Source organism: Pseudomonas sp. PD9R (assembly GCF_019200975.1).
Taxonomy (GTDB): domain Bacteria; phylum Pseudomonadota; class Gammaproteobacteria; order Pseudomonadales; family Pseudomonadaceae; genus Aquipseudomonas.
In genome coordinates this window covers 1-25,617 of sequence record NZ_JAHTMR010000008.1, presented here as the reverse complement: position 1 = coordinate 25,617, position 25,617 = coordinate 1, and the positions used below count along the sequence as shown (strand labels likewise).

The 25,617-nt window shown below is 58.8% G+C and carries 30 protein-coding genes; 14 read left to right on the top strand and 16 right to left on the bottom strand.

Annotated elements, in window-relative coordinates; translation table 11 throughout:
- Positions 1 to 11 precede the first annotated feature (11 nt).
- The 8 genes from KUF73_RS16705 to KUF73_RS16670 form a co-directional block, all read right to left on the bottom strand.
- Complete coding sequence (locus KUF73_RS16705) at positions 12 to 785, bottom strand: 1,6-dihydroxycyclohexa-2,4-diene-1-carboxylate dehydrogenase (protein ID WP_218439161.1); 774 nt, start codon at positions 783 to 785, stop codon at positions 12 to 14.
- A gap of 126 nt (positions 786 to 911) precedes the next feature.
- Positions 912 to 1,925 (bottom strand): benzoate 1,2-dioxygenase electron transfer component BenC, encoded by a 1,014-nt coding sequence (gene benC, locus KUF73_RS16700; RefSeq protein ID WP_218439160.1) that lies wholly within the window; start codon positions 1,923 to 1,925, stop codon positions 912 to 914.
- A gap of 10 nt (positions 1,926 to 1,935) precedes the next feature.
- Entirely contained in the window at positions 1,936 to 2,424 is a 489-nt protein-coding gene (gene benB / locus KUF73_RS16695) for a benzoate 1,2-dioxygenase small subunit (protein ID WP_090323279.1), read from the bottom strand.
- Complete coding sequence (gene benA / locus KUF73_RS16690; protein WP_218439159.1) at positions 2,421 to 3,785, bottom strand: benzoate 1,2-dioxygenase large subunit; 1,365 nt, start codon at positions 3,783 to 3,785, stop codon at positions 2,421 to 2,423. The genes benB and benA overlap by 4 nt, the downstream gene beginning before the upstream one ends.
- A gap of 210 nt (positions 3,786 to 3,995) precedes the next feature.
- Positions 3,996 to 4,955, bottom strand: coding sequence for an AraC family transcriptional regulator (locus KUF73_RS16685; protein ID WP_305516108.1), 960 nt, complete (start codon positions 4,953 to 4,955; stop codon positions 3,996 to 3,998).
- A 207-nt stretch (positions 4,956 to 5,162) separates the two neighbouring features.
- Positions 5,163 to 6,092 carry a catechol 1,2-dioxygenase gene (gene catA, locus KUF73_RS16680; protein WP_218439158.1) on the bottom strand — a complete coding sequence of 310 codons (930 nt, stop codon included), beginning with the start codon at positions 6,090 to 6,092 and terminating at the stop codon, positions 5,163 to 5,165.
- 55 nt (positions 6,093 to 6,147) lie between these two features.
- On the bottom strand, positions 6,148 to 6,438 hold the full coding sequence (catC, locus tag KUF73_RS16675; RefSeq protein WP_056723542.1) for a muconolactone Delta-isomerase: 291 nt from the start codon (positions 6,436 to 6,438) through the stop codon (positions 6,148 to 6,150).
- Positions 6,439 to 6,448: 10 nt separating this feature from the next.
- Complete coding sequence (locus tag KUF73_RS16670) at positions 6,449 to 7,597, bottom strand: muconate cycloisomerase family protein (protein WP_218439157.1); 1,149 nt, start codon at positions 7,595 to 7,597, stop codon at positions 6,449 to 6,451.
- 127 nt (positions 7,598 to 7,724) lie between these two features.
- On the opposite strand from KUF73_RS16670, the gene KUF73_RS16665 reads away from it, so the two are divergent.
- Positions 7,725 to 8,615 carry a LysR family transcriptional regulator gene (locus tag KUF73_RS16665; RefSeq protein ID WP_218439156.1) on the top strand — a complete coding sequence of 297 codons (891 nt, stop codon included), beginning with the start codon at positions 7,725 to 7,727 and terminating at the stop codon, positions 8,613 to 8,615.
- A gap of 86 nt (positions 8,616 to 8,701) precedes the next feature.
- On the opposite strand, the gene KUF73_RS16660 is transcribed toward KUF73_RS16665, so the two are convergent.
- The 3 genes from KUF73_RS16660 to KUF73_RS16650 all read right to left on the bottom strand — a co-directional run bounded on the left by KUF73_RS16660 (position 8,702) and on the right by KUF73_RS16650 (position 11,050).
- Positions 8,702 to 8,941 carry a DUF1652 domain-containing protein gene (locus KUF73_RS16660; protein WP_218439155.1) on the bottom strand — a complete coding sequence of 80 codons (240 nt, stop codon included), beginning with the start codon at positions 8,939 to 8,941 and terminating at the stop codon, positions 8,702 to 8,704.
- A 112-nt stretch (positions 8,942 to 9,053) separates the two neighbouring features.
- Positions 9,054 to 9,953, bottom strand: a complete 900-nt coding sequence (locus KUF73_RS16655; RefSeq protein WP_218439154.1) for a polysaccharide deacetylase family protein — start codon at positions 9,951 to 9,953, stop codon at positions 9,054 to 9,056.
- A 149-nt stretch (positions 9,954 to 10,102) separates the two neighbouring features.
- Complete coding sequence (locus tag KUF73_RS16650) at positions 10,103 to 11,050, bottom strand: ABC transporter substrate-binding protein (RefSeq protein ID WP_218439153.1); 948 nt, start codon at positions 11,048 to 11,050, stop codon at positions 10,103 to 10,105.
- 296 nt (positions 11,051 to 11,346) lie between these two features.
- On the opposite strand from KUF73_RS16650, the gene KUF73_RS16645 reads away from it, so the two are divergent.
- The 6 genes from KUF73_RS16645 (at position 11,347) to KUF73_RS16620 (ending at position 15,677) form a co-directional block, all read left to right on the top strand.
- Positions 11,347 to 12,333: an aliphatic sulfonate ABC transporter substrate-binding protein gene (locus KUF73_RS16645; RefSeq protein WP_218439152.1), complete on the top strand. Its 987-nt coding sequence runs from the start codon at positions 11,347 to 11,349 to the stop codon at positions 12,331 to 12,333.
- A gap of 106 nt (positions 12,334 to 12,439) precedes the next feature.
- Positions 12,440 to 13,276, top strand: coding sequence for an ABC transporter permease (locus KUF73_RS16640; protein WP_218439151.1), 837 nt, complete (start codon positions 12,440 to 12,442; stop codon positions 13,274 to 13,276).
- Between the two features lie 3 nt (positions 13,277 to 13,279).
- Complete coding sequence (locus KUF73_RS16635) at positions 13,280 to 13,993, top strand: ABC transporter ATP-binding protein (protein WP_218439150.1); 714 nt, start codon at positions 13,280 to 13,282, stop codon at positions 13,991 to 13,993.
- 52 nt (positions 13,994 to 14,045) lie between these two features.
- Complete coding sequence (locus KUF73_RS16630) at positions 14,046 to 14,726, top strand: SOS response-associated peptidase family protein (RefSeq protein ID WP_218439149.1); 681 nt, start codon at positions 14,046 to 14,048, stop codon at positions 14,724 to 14,726.
- A gap of 270 nt (positions 14,727 to 14,996) precedes the next feature.
- The gene (locus tag KUF73_RS16625) at positions 14,997 to 15,266 is read left to right on the top strand and encodes a hypothetical protein (RefSeq protein ID WP_218439148.1); all 270 of its coding nucleotides are present in this window, start codon (positions 14,997 to 14,999) and stop codon (positions 15,264 to 15,266) included.
- Positions 15,267 to 15,449: 183 nt separating this feature from the next.
- Positions 15,450 to 15,677 (top strand): DUF6555 family protein, encoded by a 228-nt coding sequence (locus KUF73_RS16620; protein WP_218439147.1) that lies wholly within the window; start codon positions 15,450 to 15,452, stop codon positions 15,675 to 15,677.
- Between the two features lie 106 nt (positions 15,678 to 15,783).
- Here KUF73_RS16620 and KUF73_RS16615 read toward each other — a convergent pair whose 3' ends face one another.
- From KUF73_RS16615 to KUF73_RS16605, 3 genes are all read right to left on the bottom strand, one after another.
- On the bottom strand, positions 15,784 to 15,939 hold the full coding sequence (locus KUF73_RS16615; RefSeq protein WP_218439146.1) for a hypothetical protein: 156 nt from the start codon (positions 15,937 to 15,939) through the stop codon (positions 15,784 to 15,786).
- Between the two features lie 66 nt (positions 15,940 to 16,005).
- Positions 16,006 to 16,317: an AzlD domain-containing protein gene (locus KUF73_RS16610; RefSeq protein WP_218439372.1), complete on the bottom strand. Its 312-nt coding sequence runs from the start codon at positions 16,315 to 16,317 to the stop codon at positions 16,006 to 16,008.
- On the bottom strand, positions 16,317 to 17,015 hold the full coding sequence (locus KUF73_RS16605; RefSeq protein WP_218439145.1) for an AzlC family ABC transporter permease: 699 nt from the start codon (positions 17,013 to 17,015) through the stop codon (positions 16,317 to 16,319). The genes KUF73_RS16610 and KUF73_RS16605 overlap by 1 nt, the downstream gene beginning before the upstream one ends.
- Positions 17,016 to 17,408: 393 nt before the next feature.
- Between KUF73_RS16605 and dapA the strand changes: the two genes are divergently transcribed.
- From dapA to KUF73_RS16590, 3 genes are all read left to right on the top strand, one after another.
- On the top strand, positions 17,409 to 18,278 hold the full coding sequence (gene dapA / locus KUF73_RS16600; protein ID WP_218439144.1) for a 4-hydroxy-tetrahydrodipicolinate synthase: 870 nt from the start codon (positions 17,409 to 17,411) through the stop codon (positions 18,276 to 18,278).
- A gap of 60 nt (positions 18,279 to 18,338) precedes the next feature.
- Positions 18,339 to 18,695, top strand: coding sequence for a DUF2784 domain-containing protein (locus tag KUF73_RS16595; protein ID WP_218439143.1), 357 nt, complete (start codon positions 18,339 to 18,341; stop codon positions 18,693 to 18,695).
- Between the two features lie 101 nt (positions 18,696 to 18,796).
- Positions 18,797 to 19,714, top strand: a complete 918-nt coding sequence (locus KUF73_RS16590; protein WP_218439142.1) for a LysR family transcriptional regulator — start codon at positions 18,797 to 18,799, stop codon at positions 19,712 to 19,714.
- A 3-nt stretch (positions 19,715 to 19,717) separates the two neighbouring features.
- Here the strand turns inward: KUF73_RS16590 and KUF73_RS16585 are convergent, their stop codons facing one another.
- Both KUF73_RS16585 and KUF73_RS16580 read right to left on the bottom strand, forming a co-directional pair.
- Positions 19,718 to 21,271 (bottom strand): sensor domain-containing diguanylate cyclase, encoded by a 1,554-nt coding sequence (locus KUF73_RS16585; protein WP_218439141.1) that lies wholly within the window; start codon positions 21,269 to 21,271, stop codon positions 19,718 to 19,720.
- Positions 21,272 to 21,382: 111 nt separating this feature from the next.
- On the bottom strand, positions 21,383 to 21,910 hold the full coding sequence (locus KUF73_RS16580; RefSeq protein ID WP_218439140.1) for a DUF3087 domain-containing protein: 528 nt from the start codon (positions 21,908 to 21,910) through the stop codon (positions 21,383 to 21,385).
- 215 nt (positions 21,911 to 22,125) lie between these two features.
- Here KUF73_RS16580 and ppnN point away from each other — a divergent pair, with 215 nt between their 5' ends.
- From ppnN to KUF73_RS16560, 4 genes are all read left to right on the top strand, one after another.
- On the top strand, positions 22,126 to 23,499 hold the full coding sequence (gene ppnN, locus KUF73_RS16575; protein WP_218439139.1) for a nucleotide 5'-monophosphate nucleosidase PpnN: 1,374 nt from the start codon (positions 22,126 to 22,128) through the stop codon (positions 23,497 to 23,499).
- Positions 23,500 to 23,758: 259 nt separating this feature from the next.
- Positions 23,759 to 24,499 (top strand): response regulator, encoded by a 741-nt coding sequence (locus KUF73_RS16570; RefSeq protein WP_218439138.1) that lies wholly within the window; start codon positions 23,759 to 23,761, stop codon positions 24,497 to 24,499.
- 168 nt (positions 24,500 to 24,667) lie between these two features.
- Positions 24,668 to 25,006: a hypothetical protein gene (locus KUF73_RS16565; RefSeq protein WP_218439137.1), complete on the top strand. Its 339-nt coding sequence runs from the start codon at positions 24,668 to 24,670 to the stop codon at positions 25,004 to 25,006.
- A 257-nt stretch (positions 25,007 to 25,263) separates the two neighbouring features.
- Positions 25,264 to 25,491: a hypothetical protein gene (locus KUF73_RS16560; RefSeq protein ID WP_218439136.1), complete on the top strand. Its 228-nt coding sequence runs from the start codon at positions 25,264 to 25,266 to the stop codon at positions 25,489 to 25,491.
- Positions 25,492 to 25,617 lie beyond the last annotated feature (126 nt).

The window sequence follows — 25,617 nt, the reverse complement described above, 5'->3', positions numbered from 1 at the left end:
TTTCTGCTGCTTCAGCCCTGATCGCCGCCGCCCACCGGCATGACCATGCCAGTGATGTAGGACGCATCGTCGCTGGCCAGAAACAGAATCGCCCCGGCCTGTTCATCCAGCGTGCCGTAACGCTTCATCAAACTGCTGTCGAGGGTCTGGTCGACAATCTGCTGATACCAGACTTTCTCTTGCGCGCTCTGCTCGGCACTGTTGCGCGGAATAACCCGTGGCGGCGCTTCGGTGCCACCGGGTGCCGTGGCATTGACCCGAACCCCGCGCCCGGCGGTTTCGAACGCCAAACACGCAGTCAGCGCATTAACCCCGCCCTTCGCCGCGCCATACGGCACGCGGTTGACACTGCGTGTGGCGATCGACGAGACATTGACGATTGCGCCGCTGCCCTGCTGAAGCATGAACGGCAGCGCGGCATGGCAACACCACAACGTCGGGAATAGCGAGCGGCGGACTTCGGCCTCGATCTGCGACGCTTCGTAATGCTCGAACGGCTTGGCCCAGATCGTCCCGCCAACGTTGTTGATCAGCACGTCCAGCCTGCCGAAACGCTCGACGGCGGTTTGCATCACCCGGTCGCACTCATCGTATTGCTCAAGGTCAGCGGTCAGGGCCAAGACCTGGCTGCCCTGCCCCAGCGCTTTCTGGACTTCAAACACCAACTCGGAACGATCGACCAGAATCAGCTTCGCGCCCTCTTCAGCCATGCGTTCGGCCACCCGCCGGCCGATACCTTGGGCAGCCCCGGTGATCAGCACGACTTTGTCTTGGAATCTGTTCATGGACACCTCTGAATGATGCACTCCCTCATGTAGGAGCTGCCGATGGCTGCGATCTTTTGATCTTGTTTTTTTAAAATCAAAATCAAAAGATCGCAGCCTTCTCCTACAGGGAACTTGCGTTGTTATTCACGCCGCGCTGGCGGCAAATTTTTCGTAGTAGAAATTCGCCGGCGCAATGCCTTGGTCGCGAATGAACTGGCTGACCGCCTCGACCATCGGCGGCGGGCCGCACAGGTAGACGTCGACATTGCCGTCGTTCAAATGCTTCGGCTCGATGTGCTGAGTCACGTAGCCCTTGAGCGGGTGCTGACTGTCCGGGCTGGCCACGCAAGCGCTGTAGCTGAAATTCGGGATGCGCGCGGCAAAGGCTTCCAGGCGATCGAGCTCCACCAAATCGAAATCGTGGGTCACGCCGTAGATCAAATGCAGTGGATGATCACTGCCTTGTTCGGCAATTTTCTCCAGCATCGCGGTGAACGGCGCCAGCCCGGTGCCGCCCGCCAAAAGCAACAGCGGCCGACGGATTTCGCGCAGATAAAAACTGCCCAGCGGCCCGGCCAGGCTCATGCTGTCGCCGGCCTTGGCCATGCCGGTGAGGAAGCTGCTCATCAAGCCGCCGGGCACGTTGCGAATCAGGAAACTGACTTCACCGTCACGCTGCAACGAGCTGAACGAGTAGGCGCGAGTCTGTTCGCTGCCTGGAATCCCGAGGTTCACGTATTGGCCCGGCAGGAACGCCAGCTTGCTCAGGGCATCGCCCTTGATCGACAGTGCGATGGTGCTGTCGGACAACTGGCGCACGGCGCTGATGGTCGCCTCAAAACTGGACTGTCGAGTGCGGCACACTTCAGAAGAAGTCGGCACACGAATCACGCAATCGCTCTGTGCACGCATCTGGCAGGTCAGGACAAAACCCTGCTCGGCCTCTTCCGGGCTGAGGGCGTCTTCGATGTATTCCTCGCCGAGATCGTAACGGCCAGCCTCGGCAAAACACTTGCAAGTGCCGCAAGCGCCGTCGCGGCAGTCCAGCGGAATATTGATGCCCTGGCGGTACGCGGCATCGGCCACGGTTTCGCCGGCGTTGGCGTCGACGAACCGGGTGACGCCGTCTTCGAAATTGAACGCAATGGAATGGGTCATGACGGCAGCCTCACAAGTGATAAACATCGATGACCTGGCGAACGTAGTCGTTCTTCAGGATCACTTTCTTGGCCTTGATCAACGGGTTCTCACCGCGCACATCAAGGGTGTAGAAACTGCTGCCGAAGTAGCTGTCGACGGTCTTGTAGCGAAAGCTCAAGGTGTGCCAGTTGAAGCGCACCTTGCACAGGCCGTCAGCCTGTTCGAGCAGCTCGATGTTGCTGATGTTGTGCGAAGTGCGAGTGTCCGGAATGCTTGCACTGGAACGCTCGGTCTTGATGCGGAATACCCGGTCTTCGAGGCCGGTGCGGTTGCCGTACCAGATCAGCGAGATTTCCCGCTGCGGATCCTCGGTCAGCTCGTCGTTGTCATCCCACGAAGGCATCCAGAACGTCGCGTCGGGGGCGTACAGTTCCAGCCATTCATCCCATTGTCGGTCATCGAGGTAGCGCGCTTCGCGGTAGAGAAAGTCGCGCACACTGTCGTAAGTGATGGTCATTGCACGGCCTCCACTGCGATCAATTCGGACTGCTCGGCGGCCAGCGCCTTGAGCATGGTTTGCTGCCAATATTTGTGTTGCAGCACGAACAGGCCTTCGTCCTCGGTGCGTACGCCGCTGAGCAACGGGTGCAGGTCGATTTCTTTGGCGGCCTCATCGGCGCCTTCGATCCAGTGTTCGGCGCCACGGGACATGTCGTTCCAGGTGGTCACGCTGCCCTGATAGCTGGTCTGGCAGGAACGGAACTCTTCCAGATCGTCTGGCGTAGCCATGCCGCTGACGTTGAAGAAATCCTCGTACTGACGAATCCGGCTCGACCGGGCGGTGTCGCTCTCGCCTTTGGGAGCGATGCAGTAGATGGTGATTTCCGTACGGTTGACCGAGATCGGCCGGGCAATGCGGATCTGCGAACTGAACTGGTCCATCAGGTACACGTTGGGGTACAGGCACAGGTTGCGCGAGTTCTCGATCATCCAGTCGGCGCGGGCCTTGCCGAAGTCCTGGGCAAGTTCGTCGCGACGTTCGTACAGCGGACGATCCTCGGGGTTGGACCAACGGGTCCAGAGCAGCATGTGGCCCTTGTCGAAGGAATAGAAACCACCGCCTTGCTTGGCCCAGGTGCCGGCGCTCATGGTCGGGTTCTCGTCACCGCATTCGCGCTGCTTGCGCTGGTTCTGGGTGGCCGCGTAGTTCCAGTGCACGGAGCTGACGTGGTAGCCGTCGGCGCCGTTTTCGGCGGTGAGTTTCCAGTTGCCTTCGTAGATATAGCTGGAAGAACCCCGCAGCACTTCCAGGCCGTCGGCAGACTGGTCGACGATCATGTCGATGATCTTCGCCGACTCGCCCAGATGCTCAATCAGCGGCAGCACATCGGCTTTCAGGCTGCCAAACAGGAAACCGCGATAGGACTCGAAGCGCGCCACTTTGGTCAGGTCGTGGGAGCCTTCGCAGTTGAAACTCGCCGGGTAGCCCGCCGCCGCCGGGTCTTTGACCTTGAGCAGCTTGCCGGAGTTGTTGAAAGTCCAGCCGTGGAACGGGCAGGTGTAGGAGCTCTTGTTGCCGGACTTGTGCCGGCACAGGGTCGCGCCGCGATGGCTGCAGGCGTTGATGAAAGCGTTGAGCACACCGTCCTTGTTGCGCGCGATGAAGATCGACTGGCGCCCCATGGTGGTGGTGTAGAAATCGTTGATATTGGGGATCTGGCTTTCGTGCGCCAGGTACAGCCAGTTGCCTTCGAAGATGTGCTGCATCTCCAGATCGAACAACCGAGGGTCGGTGAACATCTCGCGTTTGCAGCGATAGATGCCCTGTTCTTTATCATCTTCAAGCAGGGAGTGAAGGTATTCGGGTCGCAGGGTCATGGCCGCCGCCTCCATTGTTTTTATTCAGGCAGGGCCATGCTAGGACGGGGAGATGCGGCGGACTATCCGCGGGGTGCAGACCAGTATCCGTTTAGTGCAAAACACACAAAACCCCTGTAGGAGCTACCGCAGGCTGCGATCTTTGATTTTGTCTTTTAAAAACAGAATCAAAAGATCGTAGCCTGCGGCAGCTCCTACAGGGGTTGTGATTCAGTTACGGCGTTTGAGGGTGTCGGAGGGCAATTCGCCGAACTGTTTGCGGTAGCTGTCGGAGAACCGTCCCAGGTGCAGGAAGCCGTAATCCATCGCGACTTCGGTAACGTTGCGCACATTGCAGGTCGGGTCGCTCAGGCAAGCGTTGATGCGTTCCAGGCGTTTCTGGCGGATGTAGTTTTTTGGCGTGATACCGGCATTGCGCTCGAACAGGCCATACAACGAACGAAGGCTCATGCTCGCCTGGCGCGCCAGTTCTTCGCTGTCGATCTCTTGCTTGAGGTGGCGAGCGATGTAGTCGGCAATCACCTCGAACGTCGCCGCCGGTGAGCCGAGCGCGGTGCGGCTGACGTTGGTTTTCATCAGGCTGAGCATTTTGCTGACGATGATCTGCGCGTAGTGCTCCTGCACCCGGGGAATCTGCTCGGTGGCTTCAGCCTCCTGGCAAATCATCGCCAGCAGGTTGACGAAACCTTCCAGCTCATCGAGCTGGTAGCGGTTCTCCAGAAAGCGCACGCCCTGCCCCGGATAATGCCAGCGCTGCTCATCGCAGACCGACTCAAACAATCGGGTGGGGACTTTGAGGATGAATTTTTCGCAATCGGCGGAATACGTCAGGTCCACCGGATCGTCGGGGTTGATCAGCAGCAATTCGCCGGGAGCGAAGTAATGCTCCGCACCGTGCCCGCGCCACAGGCAGTTGCCGCGCAACAGCACTTGCAGGTGATAAATGCTCTCCAGCGCACCGGAAGTCACCCGGACACTGGCGCCGTAGCTGATGCGGCACAGGTCGAGGCTGGCGAACTTTCGGTGATCAAGGCTGGCCAGTGGTCGGCCGGCGCGGGGCATCAGAATGCAATGGTTACCGACGTGCTGATTGACGTAGCCGGACACCGCATAGGGGTCGGCGTGGTCGAATACTCTGCTGCGCTGACTCAACAGTTGCGCTTGCATCATCACGGCACTCTCGTTGTTGTTATGGTTTGCTTCGGGTCATTCTAAGGCAGTACTCGCAGCGATGTGTCAGCAGACTGACCTGTGGAGAGTCCGGCGCGCATAACCCTGTAGGAGCTGCCGCAGGCTGCGATCTTTTGATCTTGTCTTTTAAAAAACAAAGTCAAAAGATCGCAGCCTGCGGCAGCTCCTACAGGGCCACGGAAGCTATCAGTCTTCCAGCGCGCGCACTCGCTCGTGGCGCTGCTGCTCCTCAGGCTGGGCGGTCGACTGCAGGGTGAAGTCGAACTCGATTTCAGCGAAACGACCGCTGACACCATGAGCCGCTGCACGCGCCTGGTCTTCGCTGAAGGTGATCTTGGCGATCAACTCGTCACGGGTGGCATAGGCGAAATCGTCGTGCAGGTATTGATCGCCGTCGAGGTTGATCTGAGTAGTCAGGTGACGATGGTCCGGCGCGGAAATGAAGAAGTGCACGTGTGCCGGGCGCTGACCGTGACGGCCCAGTTGATCGAGCAATTGCTGGGTCGGACCGTCCGGCGGGCAGCCATAACCCGACGGCACGATGCTGCGGAAACGGTAGCGACCTTCAGCATCGGTGACGATGCGGCGACGCAGGTTGAATTCCGATTGCGTGGCATCGAAGTACGAGTAGGTGCCACCAGTGTTGGCGTGCCAGACGTCTACCACGGCGCCCGCGAGAGGTTCGCCGGCGGTGTTGAATACGCGGCCCTGCATGAACAGCGTGACGCCCGGATCGACGCCGTCGTCGAGACGCGCTTCACCTTGCGACAGTGGCGCACCGGCCACGTACAGCGGGCCTTCGATGGTGCGCGGCGTGCCACCGGATTTGCCGGCCTGCTCGTCTTCGGCGTCCATCAACAGGTCGAGGTAATGTTCCAGACCAAGCCCGGCAACCACCAGCCCGGCCTCTTGGCGTGCACCCAGCACGTTCAGGTAGTTAACCGCTTTCCAGAACTCTTCCGGGGTCACGGCGAGGTCTTCGATGATGTTCACCGAGTCACGCAGGATGCGGTAGATCAGCGCTTTGGTGCGCGGGTCGCCGGCGTCGTTGTGCAGGCCGCTGGCCTCTTCGAGAAATTTCTGGGCGCTGGCAGTGTGGGAAATCTTGACGTTCATTTTGGTGGGTTCCTCATCTTGTAATTATTGGCGTAGCGAGCTGAGCAGGCTGGGCTCAGCGGTCATCGTCACGGATCGAAGAAGGATGCCGGCACATCGCGTCGATCTCGATCGCCATGTACGGAAACAACGGCAATTGCATGAGCAGGTCGTGCAGTTCCTGGACGCTGTCGACATCGAACACGCTGTAGTTGGCGTAGTGCCCGGCGATGCGCCACAGGTGACGCCACTTGCCTTGTTCTTGCAGGCGCTGGGCCAGGGCTTTCTCGTCAGCCTTGAGTTTGGTGGCCGCTTCCGGGTTCATGTCGACCGGCAAATTCACGGTCATTTTTACGTGGAACAGCATAACGCTCTCCTCAGGCTTGATGAATGGCAGTGGATGTCTTGTCGCGGCGGAAAAACGCCAGGCGTTCTTCATCCAGGCTCAAGCCCAGACCCGGTGTCTTCGGCACGTGCAGTTCGAAATCGCGATAAACCAGCGGTTCGCTGAGAACGTCTTCGGTCAGCAGCAGCGGGCCGAACAGCTCGGTGTCCCACGCCAGTTTGTTCAGGGTAATAAAGGCATGGGCCGAGGCCATGGTGCCGATACCGCCTTCGAGCATGGTGCCGCCGTACAGGCCGATGCCAGCCGCTTCCGCGATGGAGGCGGTACGCAACACGGCACGCGGGCCGCCGTTCTTGGCGATCTTCAAGGCGAACACCGAGGCGGCACCGTCGCGCGCCAGGTTGAAGGCATCTTCGACGCATTCGATGGATTCATCGGCCATGATGGGCGCCGGGCTCATGGCGTTCAGGCGCACCATGCCGCCGCGATTGTTGCGCGAGATTGGCTGTTCGATCAGGTCGATACCATTGGTGCCGAGGATGCGGCAGGCACGCAGTGCGACGGCTTCATCCCAGGCCTGATTGACATCGACCCGCACGCTGGCGCGGTCGCCCAGGGCTTTCTTGATCGCGATCACGTGGGCCAGATCGCGATTGACTTCGCCTGCACCGATTTTCAGTTTGAAGATGCGGTGGCGGCGCAGGTCGAGCATTTTTTCCGCTTCGGCGATGTCTTTCTCGGTGTCGCCGCTGGCAAGGGTCCAGGCCACGGGCAGCGCATCGCGAACACGACCGCCGAGCAATTCGCTGACCGGCAGACCGAGGCGTTTGCCCTGGGCGTCGAGCAGAGCGGTTTCGATACCGGATTTGGCGAAGGTGTTGCCACGGATGCTGCGCTCAAGGCGAAGCATGGCGGCATTGACGTTGCTACTGTCCTGGCCGATCAACAGCGGAGCGAAGTGCGTGTCGATGTTGGTCTTGATGCTGTCCGGGCTTTCGTTGCCATAAGCCAGGCCACCGATGGTGGTGGATTCGCCGATGCCTTCGATGCCGTCGGCGCAACGCACACGAATGATCACCAGGGTCTGGTTCTGCATGGTGTGCATCGCCAGTTTGTGCGGGCGAATGGTTGGCAGATCGACGATGATCGTCTCGATCGATTCAATGGCTGTTGCAAGCATTTCGATACCCGTCAGGTTCTTGAAGTTCTGGTTTCGATTCTCGTACGGCTTTTTTCGGGAAGCCAATATAGAATTGGTCTGACTTGATACCTTAAAGGTATGCAACTGTTTGGCGTCTGGAGGCCCCATGGAACTGCGTCACCTGCGTTATTTTCAGGTTCTGGCTCAAACCCTCAATTTCACTCGCGCGGCCGAATTGCTGCACATCGCCCAACCGCCGCTGAGTCGGCAGATCCAGCAACTGGAGGACGAACTGGGCGTGATCCTGCTGGAACGTGGGCGGCCGCTGAAGTTGACTGATGCCGGGCGGTTTTTCCATGAACACTCCACCGCCCTGCTCGAACAGCTGAACAAGGTTTGCGACAACACGCGGCGCATCGGTTTAGGGGAAAAGACCTGGCTGGGCATCGGTTTTGCGCCGTCGACGCTATACGGCGTGCTGCCGGAACTGATTCGCCGTTTGCGCAGCGGCGAACCGCTGGAGCTGGAGCTGGGGCTTTCGGAAATGACTACCCTGCAACAAGTGCAGGCGCTCAAGGCCGGGCGGATCGACATTGGCTTCGGCCGCATTCGCATTGACGACCCGGCCATCGTCCAGACCGTGCTGACCGAAGACCGTCTGGTGGCTGCCCTGCCCGCCGGCCATCCCCTGCTCGCGGGCCCCATCAGCCTGCGCGACCTGGCCAGAGAACCTTTTGTGCTGTACCCCGGCAACCCGCGTCCGAGCTACGCCGACCATGTCATCGCGCTCTTCGAATCCTATGGCGTGAGCATTCATGTGGCGCAGTGGACCAACGAATTGCAAACAGCAATCGGGCTGGTAGGGGCTGGGATCGGCGTGACCCTGGTGCCGGCTTCGGTGCAGTTGTTGCACCGCGACGACATTGGCTTCACCCCGTTGCTGGAAGACAACGCGACCTCGCCGATCATTCTCAGTCGGCGGGTGGGCGATGTTTCGCCGGGGTTGAATCATTGCTTGCAGATGATCGAAGAATTACAACCACCGAGCCCCCTGTAGGAGCCGCCGCAGGCTGCGATCTTTTGATTTTAAATAACAAGATCAAAAAATCGCAGCCTGCGGCAGCTCCTACATAGAGCGCGGTGTTAGCCAGCGAAGGCCCGGCGTCCGGCACTCATCTCCGTTCGTAGTTCGCCAATGAAATCGGAGATGGCCCGCACGCTGGTCAGTTGTTCGGTCGAAACGCCGCTGATCATCAGTTCGACTCGACCGCTCGCGGGTTCGTAAACCTCGATTCGCAGCAATCCGCCGCTCTCCGTGCACTCACAGGACAGTGGCTCAAAACCGGACTCGACAATGTTGCAAAGGACTGAAATAGGGACCATGGCCGGTGCCTCGGACGGCAGTTGATCGGATCGGATCCAATGAGCATAGATGTGCTTTGCCGATTTTGCGCCCGCCAAAAATGTTATCTGCCTCTCACTTTGAAGTATTTTTTCACTCGGAATCGCTTTTCCAGATCCAATTCCAGATGCCTGGCAATTCAACTGGCTGTGAACTGTCGTGCACGGTACGCGCCATCGCAGCACGTTGCAGCGCGGCGGTGTCGTTGTAAAACGCTTGCTCTGCGACTTTCACACCGGTCGCCTGGGCACTGTCGAGCAGGATATGCAGGTACTCACGGGTGTGCAGGGCGGTATAGCGATTGAGGTCGTGGAAGGTCACCACCACCGGAATCACCCCGTCCACCACCGGCAGTTCGCCCAGGGCGATGCGTTCGCGCACTTCGGACATCGAGCGCAGCATGTGCGACCGACGGCGGGGACTGGCGTTGAAGCCCCAGATTTTGCCGTCATTGGCGCTCAGGTCGGTCAGTAACACGTGCAGGCCATGTTGCTGATACGCGGCAAAGGTCCGTTTGTCGTAGTTCCAGAATGGCGGGCGCAGCAGCGTTGGAGGAGCACCCGTGATTGCGGCAATGTCGGCACAACCATCGGTGAGCGACTGTTCCAACTCCTGCGGATCGAGGGAGCGATGGTTGGTGTGCGAAGGCGTAGCGGTATGGAAACCCAGAATATGCCCGGCATCCCGTTCGTGGTGCATGATCTGGCGCCCTACTTCACTGCCGCCGGCCCGTCTGGCCCGTGTCTGTACGAAGAACACCGCTTTGATATCCGGTTGCAGCGAGTTGCGCGCCAGGCTATCGAGCACGATCTCTGTGGGGTTCCAGTAACTCGATGAGCTGGGACCGTCATCGAAGGTCAGCAGAAAGCGGATCGGTGGCTGTGCGCGCAGACGCTGTTCGGTCTGCGGCGTCATTTCGATGGGCGCTGCGATACAGCCCAGCAGACTGACTGCCATGGCGCACGCCGCGAGAACCTTGACCAACTGTTTCATGTTTTGCCTTGGGCCAGACCGTTTCGGTCACCACTTCAAACGGCAAAAATCCTTCGCCCGTTCATCCTTCGTCGGCCCGCAGGTTGCTGCGAGCCGAGGTTGGATCAGGGTACACAGTGTTTGGTTCCGGTGCTGCCCGGCGTCATGGGTTACTGGGTATATGACTGCTGGAATGAGTTGTCGATGATCGGCGCGGTGGCCAACTCGTTGGGCAGTGCCTTGACCTTGAACAGGAAGTCCGCGGTGCTCTGCAGATCCTTGGCTGCCTGCGCATCCACCGGGCCGACGGACATGTGGGCCTGGCGTAACCAGTGACGGGATACGTCCTGATCGAGGTTGGCCTTCTTCGCCCAGAGGTCGGCGTATTCGTCAGTGTGGTTATCCACCCAGGCCCGGGCCTTCTTCAGGCGACCGAGAAAATCGGCGATGGCTTCGCGCTTGCTGTCGATTGAAGGGGTCGATGCCGCGATGGCACTCAGGCCGGGCATCAGGTTCTTGGCGGTAAGAATCGGCCGCGCACCGGAGAACAGGATTTGTTGGGAAATGTACGGTTCCCAGACCGGGAAGGCGTCAATGCTGCCCTGAGGCAACGCGGCGGCGGCATCGATCGGCATCAGCTTGATGAAGTCGACGTAGTCTTCCGGCAGGTCGGCTTTTTCCAGCGCGCGCAAGGTCAGTTGCTGGCTCCAGGCGCCGGGCCAGTACGCGACTTTTTTGCCCTTCAGATCGGCAATGGTTTTTACCGGCGAGTCTTTGGGCACCAGCAAGGCGATGGTGTCCGGGTTCTGCCGCGACACGCCAATCAACTTGACCGGGGCCTGTTTGGCGGCGAGGAACAGAAACCCCGAATCGCCGAGAAAACCCAGGTCCAGCGCGCCGGTGTTCAGCGCTTCCGCCAACGGTGCAGCGGCCTGGAAGTGTTTCCAGTCGACGGTATACGGTGCCCCTTCCAGTACGCCGGAGGCTTCGACCGAGGCGCGCACGTTGTAGTAGTTCTGATCGCCGACGTGCAGGACGACGGGCTCGGTAGCGTAAGCCAGTGGCGCGGCAAACAGCCCACTGGCCAGCAGACTGCGTACGAAACGTGACAGGTTCATCGGGGGCTCCTTGAAAGTAATTGCGATAGACCATAACGCTCTTACAAGGAGCTTTTTAAATTCTATTTATGCATATGCTAATGACCTGTCCCGCACAGTGTTGGCCCGGCAACAGTGACTCAACAGACTGTTTTCTGGTGTACATCCCCTGCTCCCAATCACCTGGCAAAAACCCTGAAACAGCCTGACTTCGGGAACATGGCACAGAGCCTGCAATATTCCTTTTATGCAGGAAGCATTGGAAACAATTAATTTTTTGGACATAAGAATCCCGACGCCTTGCCCGGAGCAGCCCCATGAAACCCATCGTTCGCTTTCCCACCTTCAGGTACCTGCTCAGCGCCTGCGCCCTGGCCCTGAGCCTCCAACCCGTGGCCCAGGCCGCTGAAGCGCCTCCGGCCGAAGTCCACCTGGATTACGCCTACTATTCGCCAGTCAGCCTGGTGCTTAAACATTTCGGTTTCCTGGAACAGGCTCTGCCACAGACCAAGGTCAGTTGGGTACTGAGTCAGGGCAGTAATCGTTCGCTGGAATACCTCAACAGCGGCGGCGTCGACTTTGCTTCGTCCGCCAGCCTCGCCGCCGTGCTCAGCCGCGCCAATGGCAGCCCGATCAAATCGGTTTACGTCTACAGCCGCGCCGAATGGACCGCGCTGGTCGTGCGCAAGGATTCCCCGTACAAAACTGTGGCCGACCTCAAGGGCAAGAAGATCGCCGCCACCAAAGGCACTGACCCGTACCTGTTCACCCTGCGCAGCCTGCAACAGGCCGGCCTGAGCAAGGACGATGTGGAACTGGTGCATTTGCAACACCCCGATGGCCGCACCGCATTGGAAAAAGGCGACGTTGACGCCTGGGCCGGGCTCGATCCGCACATGGCCGCCAGCCAGGTCCAGGCCGGTTCGCGCCTGCTTTACCGCAACACCAACTTCAACAGTTATGGTGTGGTGAGCGTCACCGACAGCTATGCCAAGGAACATCCGCAGACCATCGAAACCGTCCTGAGCGCCTATGAAAAGGCCCGTGACTGGGCGGTTAAAAATCCAGAGGAACTGGCAAAACTGCTCGCCACTGAATCCGGCCTGCCGCTGGAAGTCGCCAAGCTGCAACTGTCGCGTACCGATCTGAGCAGCCCGCAATTGACTGCCAAGGACGTCATCGCCTCCAAGGCCGCGGCGCCGATTCTGGTGTCCGAGGAACTGGTACGTCGCGGGGTGAATGTTGATCAGGTCATCGATCAGTTGATCGACACGGGTTTCAAAGAAACCGTCGCCCGTCAGTGAACACAAAAGATCGCAGCCTGCGGCAGCTCCTAAATGGGATATGCGTTTCCCTGTAGGAGCTGCCGCAGGCTGCGATCTTTTGATCTTGTCGTGACCGGAGAAAATCATGACCAGCAAGAGCAAAAACCTGCCCACCCACTTGGCATTGCCCACACCGCCCCCATTGAGCAATGCCTGGCAATTACGCCTCAAGGGCCTGGCCCTGCCGGTATTGATTCTCCTGGTGCTGGAATTCGTCGTGCGCATCGGTTGGCTGCCGTCCTACCAAATGCCCGCACCAAGCGAAATCGCCCTGACCCTGCGAGATCTCGGCGAAGGTGCATTGTGGAAACACATCAGCGCCAGCCTGTTGCGGGTGTTGCTGGGTTTTGCCATCGGCGCCAGCCTTGCGCTGATGTTCGCCGCCTGGGTCGGGTTGAGTCGCGAAGCCGAAGCGTGGCTGGAACCGACCTTCGCCGGCCTGCGCTCGATTCCGAGCCTGGCCTGGGTGCCGCTGTTGCTCCTGTGGCTGGGCATCGACGAGACCTCGAAAATCGTCCTGATCGCCATCGGTGCTTTCTTCCCGGTGTACCTCAACGGCGTCGCAGCGATCCGCGACATCGATCGCAAACTGGTCGAAGTCGGGCAAATGTATGGTTTCAGCCGTCGTCGTCTGGTGCGACGGATTCTGCTGCCCGCCGCCCTCCCCGGCCTGTTCACCGGACTGCGCAGCGGCATGAGCCTGGCCTGGATGTTTCTGGTGGCCGCCGAACTGATCGCGGCCACCAAAGGCCTGGGTTACTTACTCAGTGATGGTCGCGAGACATCCCGCCCGGACATCGTCCTGGCGGCAATCATTGTGCTGGCGCTGCTGGGCAAACTCAGTGACGGCATTCTTGCCAGCCTGGAGAAACGCTTCCTGGCCTGGCGTGACACTTTCAATGGCCAGAGCGCGGGAGATTGAGCCATGAGCGAACACTTGCTGGATATACGCGTCGAACGCAAAACCTTCGCCAACACCATCGTGCTTAACAACGTCCACTTGCAGTTGCAGTCGCGGGAAACCGTGAGCCTGCTCGGCCCCAGCGGCTGCGGTAAAAGCACGTTGCTGCGGATCGTCGCGGGCCTGGAAAAAGACTTTCAAGGCGAACTGCGCAACCGCGCCGGTGAAGTCGCTTTCGTGTTCCAGGAGCCCCGTTTGATGCCTTGGCTGACGGTGGAGCAAAACATCGGTTTCAGCGCCGACGAGCATTACGACAAAGCCTGGGTCGCACAGTTGATCGAAGAAGTCGGTCTCAACGGTTTTGCTCAAGCCTTGCCCAAAGCCCTGTCCGGCGGCATGGCACAACGGGTGGCCATCGCCCGCGGCCTCTATTCGCGGCCGCAAGTGCTGTTGCTCGATGAACCCTTCAGCGCAGTGGACGCTTTCACCCGCATGAAATTGCAGGACCTGCTGCTACAACTTGCCGAGCGTCATGCCATCGCCCTGCTGCTGGTGACCCATGATGTCGACGAGGCGCTGTACCTCAGTGATCGCGTGCTGGTGATGGGCAATCGCCCCAGCAGCATTCGCCAGGAACTGGCAGTAGAACTGGCGCATCCCCGGGATCGCCGGGACCCGTTGCTGGCACAACTCAAGGCACTGTCGTTGACCGAGTTGCAACGGGCGCACGTGATCTGAGACACCGACAGCAAGCATCTATGCTGAACACTCCATGCGGAGGATTCGATCAATGTGCGGACGGCTGTCGCAATACAGGGGCATTCACGATTTTGTCGCGGCGCTGAGCATTCCCGACGCGCTGATCAATCATGTCGGCAATGAACCATTGGCCCGTTATAACGCCGCGCCCACCACGCAACTCGCGCTCCTGCATCTGGAAGACGATGGCCTGCACGCCGATCCACAGCGCTGGGGTTGGCGCCCGCACTGGGCGAAGGATCGCGCGGCACCGATCAATGCGCGGGTAGAGAAAGTCGCTCACGGTCCGTTCTTCCGGTCGATCTGGCCGCACCGCGCGATCTGTCCGATCGACAATTGGTTCGAATGGGTCGATGCCGGTGATTCGACGCGGCAACCCTGGCTGATCAAGCGGCGTGATCAAGGGCCGATTTTCTGTGCCGCCATCGGCCAGTTTCCCGTTGCGGGTGCCGCACCTCGGGACGACGACGGCTTTGTCATTATCACCGCCGACAGCGCTGGCGGTTTGCTGGATATTCATGACCGCCGCCCTGTAGTGCTATCAGCAGAACTGGCACGCGAATGGCTTGATCCGGCCACGCCGAAGGAGCGGGCGGAGCAGATGGTACTTTTTCAAGGTGAAGGCAGCGATGCGTTCCAATGGCACAAAGTCGCAAAAGCCGTTGGGAATGTCAGAAACCAGGAAGCGGCATTGATTTTTGAAATAACTTGAGCCTGTCAATAACGACAGGGGCATCGACATAAATAACAATTGTATAGACAAGAGAAAGTACAGGTATTTCACCTACTGTTTCATTCAATTAACACTTATATGTCCGCACGTCTGTGCGAATTAACCGCTTGTCCGACAATCCCTTCGTCGTACATACATTTATAAAAACTACCGATAGCATTCGCGCCGCATTTCCATTGGCGTCACCCAGTTGACCAAAGAGTCAACAACTAAGGAAATCCATCAACACAAGCCTTGCAGAGAACTAAATTGCGCGACGATTTTACAATGAATCAAGTCGTGAGTCTGACGTGCGTGTATCTTTCGCCGACAGAACACTACCAACTCGACTGTTTTATCGGACAATACAAAAACACCCGAAACCTGCAAACAGTCCACAATATCAATAACCTACTGAGTTCTACTCTTGAAAGTTATCCGGGCAATCCGCCGGTGATGGTCAACGAGTTGAATGCCTGGCTCGACAAGACCCTGGGTTATCGGGCTGCTCACCCCGAATTTCTATTGGACGACGCTTGATCGATGCCCGGGGCCTTTTGGCAGAAGAACTGAACGAACCCGGCGTCGAAACACTCCCAATACCAGAGGCTCACTGAGCCTCTCCTTCTTTCAGCCTCCCTATTTCTGCACGCTGTTGACGCAGATCTCTCTGAATCCTTCCTCAATATCGCGCCAGGGCCTCGTTTAGCCTCGGAGGAATCCATGAGCGAACTCGTTCCTTATGCCGTGCATTACCTGCTGGACGGAGTGCGACAGCACTTCTTCAAACTGGCGGTTAAATTCTCGGAGGTGGACGCCATTCATTCGGCGTCCGCCCATGCCTTTCCGGAATACGGGCATCACATCGCCGCACACACGACCCTTGAAACCGCACGCAGCAAGGCGCAACAACTGGGGATTACCCAGATTCGCTGGAATGAAGCAGTTTGATCGAAATCACAAGTCCCCTGTAGGAGCTGCCGCAGGCTGCGATCTTTTGATCTTGAAAAACCAGATCAAAAGATCGCAGCCTGCGGCAGCTCCTACAGGGTTTATTTCAGGGTTTCAGCGGACGCTCCATGTCGCGGTCCGACAACTCTCTGCTGTCGTCATGCTTCCACGTCTGTTCCGAATGTTTCTGCTGCTCAATCTCTTCTTCCGTGGGTTCATCCATGTCTTCATCCGGGTCCGGACGTTTAGGGTCATTTGCCATGTTCACCTCTCTTCCTGAAGGGATCGGTCATCAAATTTAAGCGTAGATCAATTTCCCGTTCCCGGCTCACAGCCACCATCGCAGCAAAAAGAAAAAGCCCATGCTCAACAGCATGCTGAGCAAGGTATTGCGGGTGTACAGCACCAGGCCAACGGCCACCAGCGAGCTGATCAGGTACGGATTATCCCACTGCAAATTCAGCTGCTTGTCCGGCATGAACACAATCGGCCCGCAGATCGCAGTCAACATGCCGGGCACGGCAAAACCAAGGAACTGCCGGGCATTGCTGCTCAAACGCACCGGCAGTCGTGGCTCCAGAAACACATAACGGTTGAGGAAGACCAGCACGCCCATCCCGAGAATCACAGCCCAGACCATCATGTGCGTCCACCGTAGAATTTATTGCAGATAAACCCGGCGGTCATGCCCGCCAGGCCGGAAAGCACCAACGCCGAGCCCCATTGCCAATAGCTGAACAGCACCGAGCAAAACAATGACACCGCCACACAGATCACGGTCGGCACGCTACGCACCACCGGAGTGATCAAGGCGATAAACGTGGCCGCGATGGAGAAATCCAGCCCCAGGTGTTCCAGGCCCGGAATGCTACTGCCGAGCACTATCCCGGCCAGGGTGAAGAGGTTCCAGGCGATGTAAAACGTCAGGCCGACACCCAGCGCGTACCAACGGTTGAACTGTTGTTTATCGTGTTGGCTGGTCAAGGCGAACAACTCATCGGTGAGCAAAAAACCCAACCCTATCCGCCAGCGTCCCGGCAACGGTGAAATCACTGAACGCATGCTCATCCCGTAAAGCAGATGCTGGGACGTCAGCAACAGCGTGGTCAGCAGAATCGAAAAAATCCCGGCCCCGCCCTTGAGCATGCCGATGGCCACCAGTTGCGCCGCACCGGCAAACACGATGCTCGACAGACCCTGGCCTTGCAAAGGGGTAAGATTGGCTTCGATGGCCATGGAGCCGGCCAGCAGGCCCCACGGCGCGGTGGCCAGGGACAACGGCATGATCGCCGCGGCGCCGCGAAGAAACGCGCTGCGCGGCATGAGTGAGTTGGACATAACGCTCTACAACCAGGGAAAGACCTGAGACTGTGCCAGCCGCCGCGCCGAATGGCTTGAACAATCTTGCGCAATTGATCATTCATCGGCGCAGATTTTTCCCGATTGACAAATACCGCGCCGGCTTTTAAAACTGAGCGCCTCATTCAGGGTGTAAGTAAAAATGTCCGCAAGCTCCAACCTCAACTCTGTCGTCATTGGCTTGAATGCCAAGGCGCAAGGTTGCGTTGCGAACGCCCTCAAATCGAAGAAACAGTCGCTCATGTGACCGGGGCGCGCTGTCCCGTCAGATGAGCTGACAGGACATTGAGCGCGACGGACCACCCTCCCTCTGCCAACTGCCTTCTACGCTTCTGACGGTGACGAAATCGGTCAACCATCAGGAGAAAGCGCATGTCATCGTTTCAAGGTATCTGGGTTCCACTGATCACACCGTTCCACAACGGCGCCATCGATTTCGTCGGGCTGCGGAGGCTGGTCAGCCATCTCCTGGAAAAAGGCGTCGACGGTATCGTGGTCTGCGGCACCACCGGGGAAGCCGCTGCACTGGGCAAACACGAACAACTGGCGGTGCTTGATGCCGTGCTGGAGCTGGTGCCAGCCCATCGCGTGGTCATGGGCCTGGCTGGCAATAACCTGACTGAACTGCTGCAGTTCCAGCGCGAAATCCTCCAGCGTCCCATTGCCGGTTTGCTGGTGCCGCCGCCGTATTACATTCGGCCGTCCCAAGCGGGGCTTGAAGCATTTTTCCAGACCGTCGCCGATGCCTCCAGCGTTCCACTGATTCTCTACGACATTCCTTATCGCACCGGCGTGGCCTTCGAACAGGCGACCCTGCTCAACATCGTCGCCCACGAGCGGATCGTCGCGATCAAGGACTGTGGCGGCAATCAGGCCAACACCCTGGCATTACTGGCCAGTGGCAAGGTCGATGTGCTGTGCGGCGAAGACCACCAGATCTTCAGTGCCCTGTGCCTGGGTGCCAAAGGGGCGATTGCGGCATCGGCGCATGTTTATCCCGATCGCTTCGTTGCGTTGTATCAACAGATCCGTGACAACCAATTGGCCGCCGGCCGCGCGACATTCTTCAGTCTGCTGCCGCTCATTCAATGCCTGTTCATTGAACCTAACCCCGCCCCAGTAAAAACAGCGCTGGCTCTCGAAGGCCTGATCGGCGATGAGCTTCGCGCGCCCATGCAACGCAGCAGCGACGCTATGGTGGCGCGCTTGAAGGCAGAACTCGGCGCGCTGAACAATCGTTAGAACGCCCACCACCGGCCCGCGTACCATGGACCGATTCAACTGACGCCTGCGGGAGTCGACATGCTCTACCGAATCGCCGCCGATGGGCTGGTGCTGTTTCATCTGTTGTTCATTGTGTTTGTGTTGTTCGGCGGCCTGCTGGTGCTCAAATGGCGCCGCCTGATGGGGTGGCACCTGCCTGCCGCGGCGTGGGGGGTGGCGGTGGAATTCTTTCACCTGCCCTGCCCGCTGACACAGTGGGAAAACCTCATGCGCCATGCTGCCGGGCAAACCGGCTATGGCGGTGGCTTCATTGAACATTACGTCTGGCCGATTATTTATCCGGCTGGGTTGACGCCTGACATTCAACTCGGTTTGGGCAGTGTTGTGCTGGTGCTTAACGTGCTGGTCTATCTTCGGTTGATCCGGCATCGGTAGTGCCCCCAAAAGATCGCAGCCTTCGGCAGCTCCTACACTCGATGTAGGCGCTGCCGCAGGCCGCGATCTTTTGATCTTCACTCTTTCAAGGATTTGCGAACATGCTGTCGACTGAAGATCTGGCCTTGCTGCAAGCCATCCGCGAAACCGGCAGCCTGTCGCGCGCAGCCGCCCAGCTCGGCAAGGCCCCGTCCACGGTGTCCTATGCCGCACGGCAACTGGAAGAACGCTTCGATGCGTTGCTGTTCGACCGTCGCCGCTACCGCTTGCAACTCACTCCGGCTGGCGAACTGCTGGTGAATGAAGCGGCGCGGCTGATGCAGGACGTCTCGCGCCTGACCCAACGGGTACAGCAAGTGGCCAACGGCTGGGAGAGCCGACTGTGGATCGTCACCGACGAACTGCTCGAGTTCGAAGCCTTGATGCCAGTGATCCATGAATTCGATGCCCTGGGTTCCGGCGTCCCGCTGCGCATCACCCAGGAAGTGCTGCGGGGTGTCTGGGAAGCGCTGCGCGAAGGCCGGGCCGACCTGATCATCGGCGCCACCAACGAGCCGCCGGCGATCCCCACCCTGCGCTGGATGCAATTGGGGGCAATGGAGTGGGTATTCGCAGTTTCGCCAAAACATCCGCTGGCAAAGGCCAGGGAACCGATTTCACGCGCCATGGTGGCGCAGCACCGGGCGATTGTCGTTGCCGACTCGTCCCGCGCCACCGAGGGCAGCACCTACGGCGTTTCCGGCGGGCAACCGGTTCTCGCGGTGCCGACCATGCGCGCAAAAATCCTTGCACAGTGCGACAGCCTGGGCGTGGGTTGGCTGCCAAGGCACCGAGTCAGCTCGTTACTGAAAAACGGCACGTTGATTGAAAAGCAGATGGCCGACCCGCGCGAGCCCAACATTTTGTATGCCGGTTGGCGCGGCGATCATGACGGTCGCGCCCTCGGCTGGTGGCTGGAAAAACTCAAGCAGTCGTACCTGTCCACCAAACTGGTCCAAGGCAGTGACCGGTTTGTCTGAGCGTCAGTTGGCAATCACACTCATGTTGCGCCCGCTGGCCTTGGCCACGTACAGCGCCTTGTCGGCGGCACCGATCAAGTCTTCGCTCTGCGCCTGCGATGCCGGATCGTAACCGCAGACGCCCACGCTCACAGTCACCATGCCTAACGGGCTTTCATCGTGCAGCAAGCCGGCCGCCTGCACCGCGTTACGGATTTTCTCCGCCACCAGAAACGCCCCGACATAGTCAGTCCCCGGCAGCACCACGGCGAACTCTTCACCACCGAAGCGGGCCGCCAGATCACCGGGGCGCTTGATGTTGTCGACGATGATTGCACTGATCCTGCGCAAGCACTCATCACCGGCCAGGTGACCGTATCGATCATTGAATGCCTTGAAATGGTCGACATCGATCATCAGCAGCGCCAGCCCCGTCACGTTGCGCCGCGCGCGGCCCATTTCCGAATGAATGAACAAATCGAATTGGCGCCGGTTGGCCAGCCCCGTGAGCGCGTCTTCCAACGCCAGCAATTCCAGGTTGCGGTTGAGTTCAAGGAGCCTTTCCTGAGTGCCAAGCAACTCAAACTGAATGCGATCCTGCTGCTTCATCAGCTTGATCAGGCGATAACCGAGCACACCTAGAAACCCCAGCAGCAACAGGACGATCCCGGCACTGAGCAGGGTCTGCTTGCGCCAGCCGGCCAATACTTCTTCCTTGTTCAGTGCAGCAAACACGATCAGCGGATAATCATCGACCCGGCGATACCCGACCACCCGCTCGACGCCATCGATTACCGACCTGATGGTAGCCGTCCCTGACCGGGCGCTGGGGAGCAGTTGGGTGAACAGCGGGCTCTTGGCCAGATTGGCGCCGATGTCCGCCTCATTGAACGGTCGACGCACGATAATGCTGGCATCGTCAGCGATCAGGTTGATCACGCCGTTATGCCCCATATCGATGCTGTCGTAGAGTTGCAGGAAATGGCTGAGATAAATCGTCGCCAGCGCCACCCCGGCAAAACTGCCGTCCGGGTGATTGACCCGACGCGACACGGTCATGATCCATTCGCCGCTGGAACGGCTCTTGATCGACGGCCCGATGTGCGGCCCGCGATCGGGATGATCGCGGTGGAATTTGAAATACTCACGGTCGGAATTGTTGGGGATGCCCACCTCGGCACCGTTTGAATTGGCGACCCATTGCCCGTTTTCGTCATACACGAACAGACCGTGGATCTGGCTCAATTCACTGCGCTGGGCGCTGAGCAAACGTTGCAGACGATGCAACCGGCCCGGGTCGACGCCGTCGCTCTCCAGGCGATCGACCAGCGTAAACAGCAGCGTATCGGCCTGTTTGATCGTCGATTGCGCCTGCGAGGCCAAAGTCTGCGCAAGGTTGGACATTGCCACTTCCTTGTCATGCAGATGGTACTGGCGCGAGCTCCAGGCTTCCCAGATCACGATCAACGTCATCGACAGGCATACCGCAACCATCAGCGTCAGCGCCGAGCGAACCTTGAGCCTTGCAACGCCAGGTCGGCTGTTTTCAATATGCTCGTGAATAGAGGGATGCCCCATGTCGCTCGCTCCTTGAATCTTGTGAAAAGCGATGCTTCCTGCCCGCATTTGTCGCTGACTATGCCTGATCAGGGATCAGATTAGTGAGAGGCCAACCTCCACGCCAGCGGATTACCGTGCGCCTTGCTTCACTGCCTCCAGCCACGCCGGATCCAGTGTTGTCTGCTCGGTGTCGATGCCCAGCGCTTCCATCCGCGCCTTGTGCTGCTCCATTTCCCGGTGCAATTGGCCGTGATCGCTGGAGTTGCCATCCAGTTGGTGCATTTGGCTCAACCCCAGATGATAGAAGCGCAGCAGCTTCATCGCACTCGGATCATCCTTTTCTACAGCGGCCGTAACGTGATGCATGACGTTCGTGACGCTCATCAGGCTGCGCTTCAATTGCCAGCTGTAGACCGCCGGTGCCATCCATTGCCGGGTCCAGAATACCTTGCGCATCAGTGCCGCCATCACCAGCACCGCGGCAAACACACCCCCGATGTTGAACCGCAGATTGTCCCCGCCGGGCTCGCCGAACACCGCCACCGCCACGGTTGAGAACGCCAGCGCCAGCACGAGGAAAATCAGCGCGATAATCAGCGTGCTGCGCCGTGTTTGCTGCCGATAGATGTCGGCGTTCATCGGCTGGATTTCGAACATTACGTCGGGTTTCCTTCAGTTGCAGGCAAAAAGAGTGCGGGCATTATCGCCTCTGCGAGGGATTTAGCTATGCTGGGGCTCCTTTTCATCTTTTCATCGTCAAACGGGGACATGGCGAGACCACGCAGTTCGTGCCATCTTCTTTCATGGATACACTCTATTCGGATGCCATTCGTTGTTTTCTGTGGGAATGACATCGTTTTAAGGATCATTGAATGACCCAACGACAAGTAATCAATGCATCGGTCAGCCCGAAAGGCAGTCTGGAAACACTCTCCCAACGGGAAGTCCAGCAACTGAGCGAAGCCGGATCCGGCAGCACTTACAACATCTTCCGCCAATGCGCCCTGGCCATCCTCAACACCGGCGCCCATGTCGATAACGCCAAGACCATCCTCGAAGCCTACAAGGACTTCGAAATCCGCATTCACCAACAAGACCGTGGCGTACGCCTGGAACTGCTGAACGCCCCGGCCGACGCCTTCGTCGACGGCGAAATGATCGCCAGCACCCGTGAAATGCTGTTCAGTGCCCTGCGCGACATCGTCTACACCGAAAGCGAACTCGACAGCCAACGTATCGACCTGAGCAACTCCCAGGGCATCAGCGACTACGTGTTCCACCTGCTGCGCAACGCCCGCACCCTGCGCCCCGGCGTCGAGCCGAAGATCGTGGTGTGCTGGGGTGGCCACTCGATCAACACCGAAGAATACAAATACACCAAGAAAGTCGGCCACGAACTCGGCCTGCGCAGCCTCGACGTCTGCACCGGTTGCGGCCCCGGCGTGATGAAAGGCCCGATGAAAGGCGCGACCATCGCCCACGCCAAACAGCGCATCCATGGCGGTCGTTACCTGGGCTTGACCGAACCGGGGATCATCGCCGCCGAGGCACCGAACCCGATCGTCAACGAACTGGTGATCCTGCCGGATATCGAAAAACGTCTTGAAGCCTTCGTCCGCGTCGGCCACGGCATCATCATCTTCCCGGGCGGCGCCGGCACCGCCGAAGAGTTCCTGTACCTGCTCGGCATCCTGATGCACCCGGACAACGAAGGCCTGCCCTTCCCGGTCATCCTCACCGGCCCGAAACACGCGGCGCCCTACCTGGAGCAACTGGACGCCTTCGTCGGCGCCACTCTGGGGGACGCTGCCAAACAGCATTACGAAATCATCATTGACGACCCGGCCCAAGTTGCACGGCAGATGACCCAGGGCCTCAAAGCCGTCAAACAGTTCCGACGCGAGCGCAATGACGCCTTCCACTTCAACTGGCTGCTGAAAATCGACGAAGGCTTTCAGCGCCCGTTCGATCCGACCCACGAAAACATGGCCAACCTCAAACTGAGCCGCGACCTGCCGGCCCACGAACTGGCCGCCAACCTGCGCCGCGCGTTCTCCGGCATTGTCGCCGGCAACGTCAAGGACAAGGGCATTCGCCTGATTGAAGAACACGGGCCATACCAGATCCGTGGTGATGCGGCGATCATGCAACCGCTGGATCAACTGCTCAAAGCCTTCGTCGCCCAGCACCGGATGAAACTGCCGGGTGGCGCGGCTTATGTGCCGTGCTATCAAGTTGTTGCGTGATTTTGATGTGAAGCGTGATTCAGCGAACCGAAGCCATTGCTTCGGTTCGCTGCTTCTGCGATAGAGAATTGATCTAAATGCCGGGGAAGATAACCTATCCAATGTAGGAGTTGCCGCAGGCTGCGATCTTTTGATCTTGCGTTTCGGTGGCGTTGACAACCCCTAAGATCAAGATCAAAAGATCGCAGCCTTGGCAGCTCCTACGGGAACGGATGTCGGCTCCCACGGTTTGAAAGCGAATAATAAGAGGACCAGAGCAATGGACCACGTCAACCACATCCTGATCGTCGATGACGATCGCGAGATTCGTGAACTGGTCGGCAACTATCTGAAGAAAAACGGCCTGCGCACCACTGTGGTCGCCGACGGCCGGCAAATGCGCAGCTTCCTCGAAGCCAACCAGGTGGACCTGATCGTGCTGGACATCATGCTTCCCGGCGATGACGGCCTGGTGCTGTGCCGCGAATTGCGCGCGGGCAAACACAAAGCCACGCCGATCCTGATGCTCACTGCACGCAACGACGAAACCGACCGCATCCTCGGCCTGGAAATGGGTGCCGACGATTACCTGACCAAACCTTTTGCCGCCCGTGAACTGCTGGCGCGCATCAATGCCGTGCTGCGTCGCACCCGGATGCTGCCGCCCAACCTGCTGATCAGCGAGAGCGGGCGGATGCTCGCCTTCGGCCGCTGGCGCCTGGACACCACGGCCCGTCATTTGCTGGACGAAGACAGCACCCTGGTGGCTCTCAGTGGTGCCGAATATCGTTTGCTGCGGGTATTTCTCGATCACCCGCAAAGAGTGCTGAGCCGTGACCAGTTGCTCAACCTGACTCAGGGCCGCGATGCCGACCTGTTTGACCGTTCCATCGATTTGCTGGTGAGTCGCCTGCGCCAACGGTTGAAGGATGACTCGCGGGAAGCGACCTACATCAAGACCGTGCGCAGCGAGGGCTACGTGTTCTCTTTTCCGGTGGAAATGCTCGACGCCCAGGCGTGAAAGCCAAAGGCAATATGTATCGCACTGTATCGGAACCCCCGCGAGATACGCAGAAGCCGATTTCACGTCGTTTACGCACACAACAGCGATACACCCCGGCGTTTAACTGTGACAACCAGATAGCACGAGCTACTGACCCCTCACACTTAAGCGCACGGAGAATTACCCATGTTCAACTTCTCGAAAGTTTCGTCCCTGGCACTCGGCCTGGCACTGGTGGGCGGTCTTGGCCTGTCTAACCTTGCATCGGCGAACACCCCGGTTACTGCACCCACCGGCCAGATCCAGGCTCTGCTGGCAGAAGGTGGTTCAGACCGCTTGCATCAGAATCGCGTGGCAGAAGGTGGCTCTGATCGCCTGATCCAGAATCGTGTCGCTGAAGGCGGTGCCGATCGCCTCCAGGAACTGCATGAGCGCGTGGCCTCGATCCCGGGCAACGCAGTGCTCGGCGGTGTGATCGTCGCCGAGAACCGTGCCGAGTTCGGTTCGAAATATCAGCGCTACTGATCACGATCTTCAAGACAAAGAGACCCACTGTGGGATCGCGCCTGCTCGCGATGAGGGCGTGACATTCAACATTTTTGTTGCCTGTCAGTCCGCCATCGCGAGCAGGCTCGCTCCCACAGGTTTTGCACTCCAACGCAAAAATCCCGCTGACCAAAGATCAACGCTCTCGATAACAACTATGCGCAAGGGTGTTTTTTCATCGCGGCGCTCCAGCACTACAGTGGCCACAACTTCTCCCCACCCTCTGGAGCAACATCATGAAAAGCATCATCGGTCTTGGACTCGCCCTTTCGGTTCTTGGCGCTACTTCCGCCATCGCCGCCCCACACGCCACTTCGCAAGTCGTTGCAGCGGCTAAAGTCAGCCAACCCGCGACACTGAACGTCAACACCGTGGGCGTCGACCATCAGGATTCGCTGAAAGCAAAGCTCTACGTCGCGGATAACCGCCCTGAGTTCGGCTCGAAATATCAGCGCGATCAATAAGCTTGGGCTGCTTTAAACGAGAAACCCCGCCAAAAGCGGGGTTTCTTGCATCTACCTATCCTGTAGGAGCTGTCGAGCCCCGGCGAGGCTGCGATCTTTTGATCTTATCTTGCGGGTAAAAACAAG

Coding starts and splice junctions, on each gene's coding strand:
- KUF73_RS16660 (WP_218439155.1), bottom strand. CDS start 8,941: ATGGTCCCTATTTCAGTCCTTTGCAACATTGTCGAGTCCGGTTTTGAG.
- KUF73_RS16620 (WP_218439147.1), top strand. CDS start 15,450: ATGAGCGAACTCGTTCCTTATGCCGTGCATTACCTGCTGGACGGAGTG.
- KUF73_RS16595 (WP_218439143.1), top strand. CDS start 18,339: ATGCTCTACCGAATCGCCGCCGATGGGCTGGTGCTGTTTCATCTGTTG.
- KUF73_RS16670 (WP_218439157.1), bottom strand. CDS start 7,597: ATGCTTGCAACAGCCATTGAATCGATCGAGACGATCATCGTCGATCTG.
- benC (WP_218439160.1), bottom strand. CDS start 1,925: ATGACCCATTCCATTGCGTTCAATTTCGAAGACGGCGTCACCCGGTTC.
- KUF73_RS16615 (WP_218439146.1), bottom strand. CDS start 15,939: ATGGCAAATGACCCTAAACGTCCGGACCCGGATGAAGACATGGATGAA.
- KUF73_RS16630 (WP_218439149.1), top strand. CDS start 14,046: ATGTGCGGACGGCTGTCGCAATACAGGGGCATTCACGATTTTGTCGCG.
- KUF73_RS16580 (WP_218439140.1), bottom strand. CDS start 21,910: ATGTTCGAAATCCAGCCGATGAACGCCGACATCTATCGGCAGCAAACA.
- KUF73_RS16585 (WP_218439141.1), bottom strand. CDS start 21,271: ATGGGGCATCCCTCTATTCACGAGCATATTGAAAACAGCCGACCTGGC.
- KUF73_RS16560 (WP_218439136.1), top strand. CDS start 25,264: ATGAAAAGCATCATCGGTCTTGGACTCGCCCTTTCGGTTCTTGGCGCT.
- KUF73_RS16685 (WP_305516108.1), bottom strand. CDS start 4,955: ATGATGCAAGCGCAACTGTTGAGTCAGCGCAGCAGAGTATTCGACCAC.
- KUF73_RS16635 (WP_218439150.1), top strand. CDS start 13,280: ATGAGCGAACACTTGCTGGATATACGCGTCGAACGCAAAACCTTCGCC.
- catC (WP_056723542.1), bottom strand. CDS start 6,438: ATGCTGTTCCACGTAAAAATGACCGTGAATTTGCCGGTCGACATGAAC.
- KUF73_RS16570 (WP_218439138.1), top strand. CDS start 23,759: ATGGACCACGTCAACCACATCCTGATCGTCGATGACGATCGCGAGATT.
- KUF73_RS16665 (WP_218439156.1), top strand. CDS start 7,725: ATGGAACTGCGTCACCTGCGTTATTTTCAGGTTCTGGCTCAAACCCTC.
- ppnN (WP_218439139.1), top strand. CDS start 22,126: ATGACCCAACGACAAGTAATCAATGCATCGGTCAGCCCGAAAGGCAGT.
- KUF73_RS16655 (WP_218439154.1), bottom strand. CDS start 9,953: ATGAAACAGTTGGTCAAGGTTCTCGCGGCGTGCGCCATGGCAGTCAGT.
- KUF73_RS16610 (WP_218439372.1), bottom strand. CDS start 16,317: ATGGTCTGGGCTGTGATTCTCGGGATGGGCGTGCTGGTCTTCCTCAAC.
- KUF73_RS16650 (WP_218439153.1), bottom strand. CDS start 11,050: ATGAACCTGTCACGTTTCGTACGCAGTCTGCTGGCCAGTGGGCTGTTT.
- catA (WP_218439158.1), bottom strand. CDS start 6,092: ATGAACGTCAAGATTTCCCACACTGCCAGCGCCCAGAAATTTCTCGAA.
- benB (WP_090323279.1), bottom strand. CDS start 2,424: ATGACCATCACTTACGACAGTGTGCGCGACTTTCTCTACCGCGAAGCG.
- KUF73_RS16705 (WP_218439161.1), bottom strand. CDS start 785: ATGAACAGATTCCAAGACAAAGTCGTGCTGATCACCGGGGCTGCCCAA.
- dapA (WP_218439144.1), top strand. CDS start 17,409: ATGTCATCGTTTCAAGGTATCTGGGTTCCACTGATCACACCGTTCCAC.
- KUF73_RS16645 (WP_218439152.1), top strand. CDS start 11,347: ATGAAACCCATCGTTCGCTTTCCCACCTTCAGGTACCTGCTCAGCGCC.
- KUF73_RS16640 (WP_218439151.1), top strand. CDS start 12,440: ATGACCAGCAAGAGCAAAAACCTGCCCACCCACTTGGCATTGCCCACA.
- KUF73_RS16605 (WP_218439145.1), bottom strand. CDS start 17,015: ATGTCCAACTCACTCATGCCGCGCAGCGCGTTTCTTCGCGGCGCCGCG.
- KUF73_RS16565 (WP_218439137.1), top strand. CDS start 24,668: ATGTTCAACTTCTCGAAAGTTTCGTCCCTGGCACTCGGCCTGGCACTG.
- KUF73_RS16590 (WP_218439142.1), top strand. CDS start 18,797: ATGCTGTCGACTGAAGATCTGGCCTTGCTGCAAGCCATCCGCGAAACC.
- benA (WP_218439159.1), bottom strand. CDS start 3,785: ATGACCCTGCGACCCGAATACCTTCACTCCCTGCTTGAAGATGATAAA.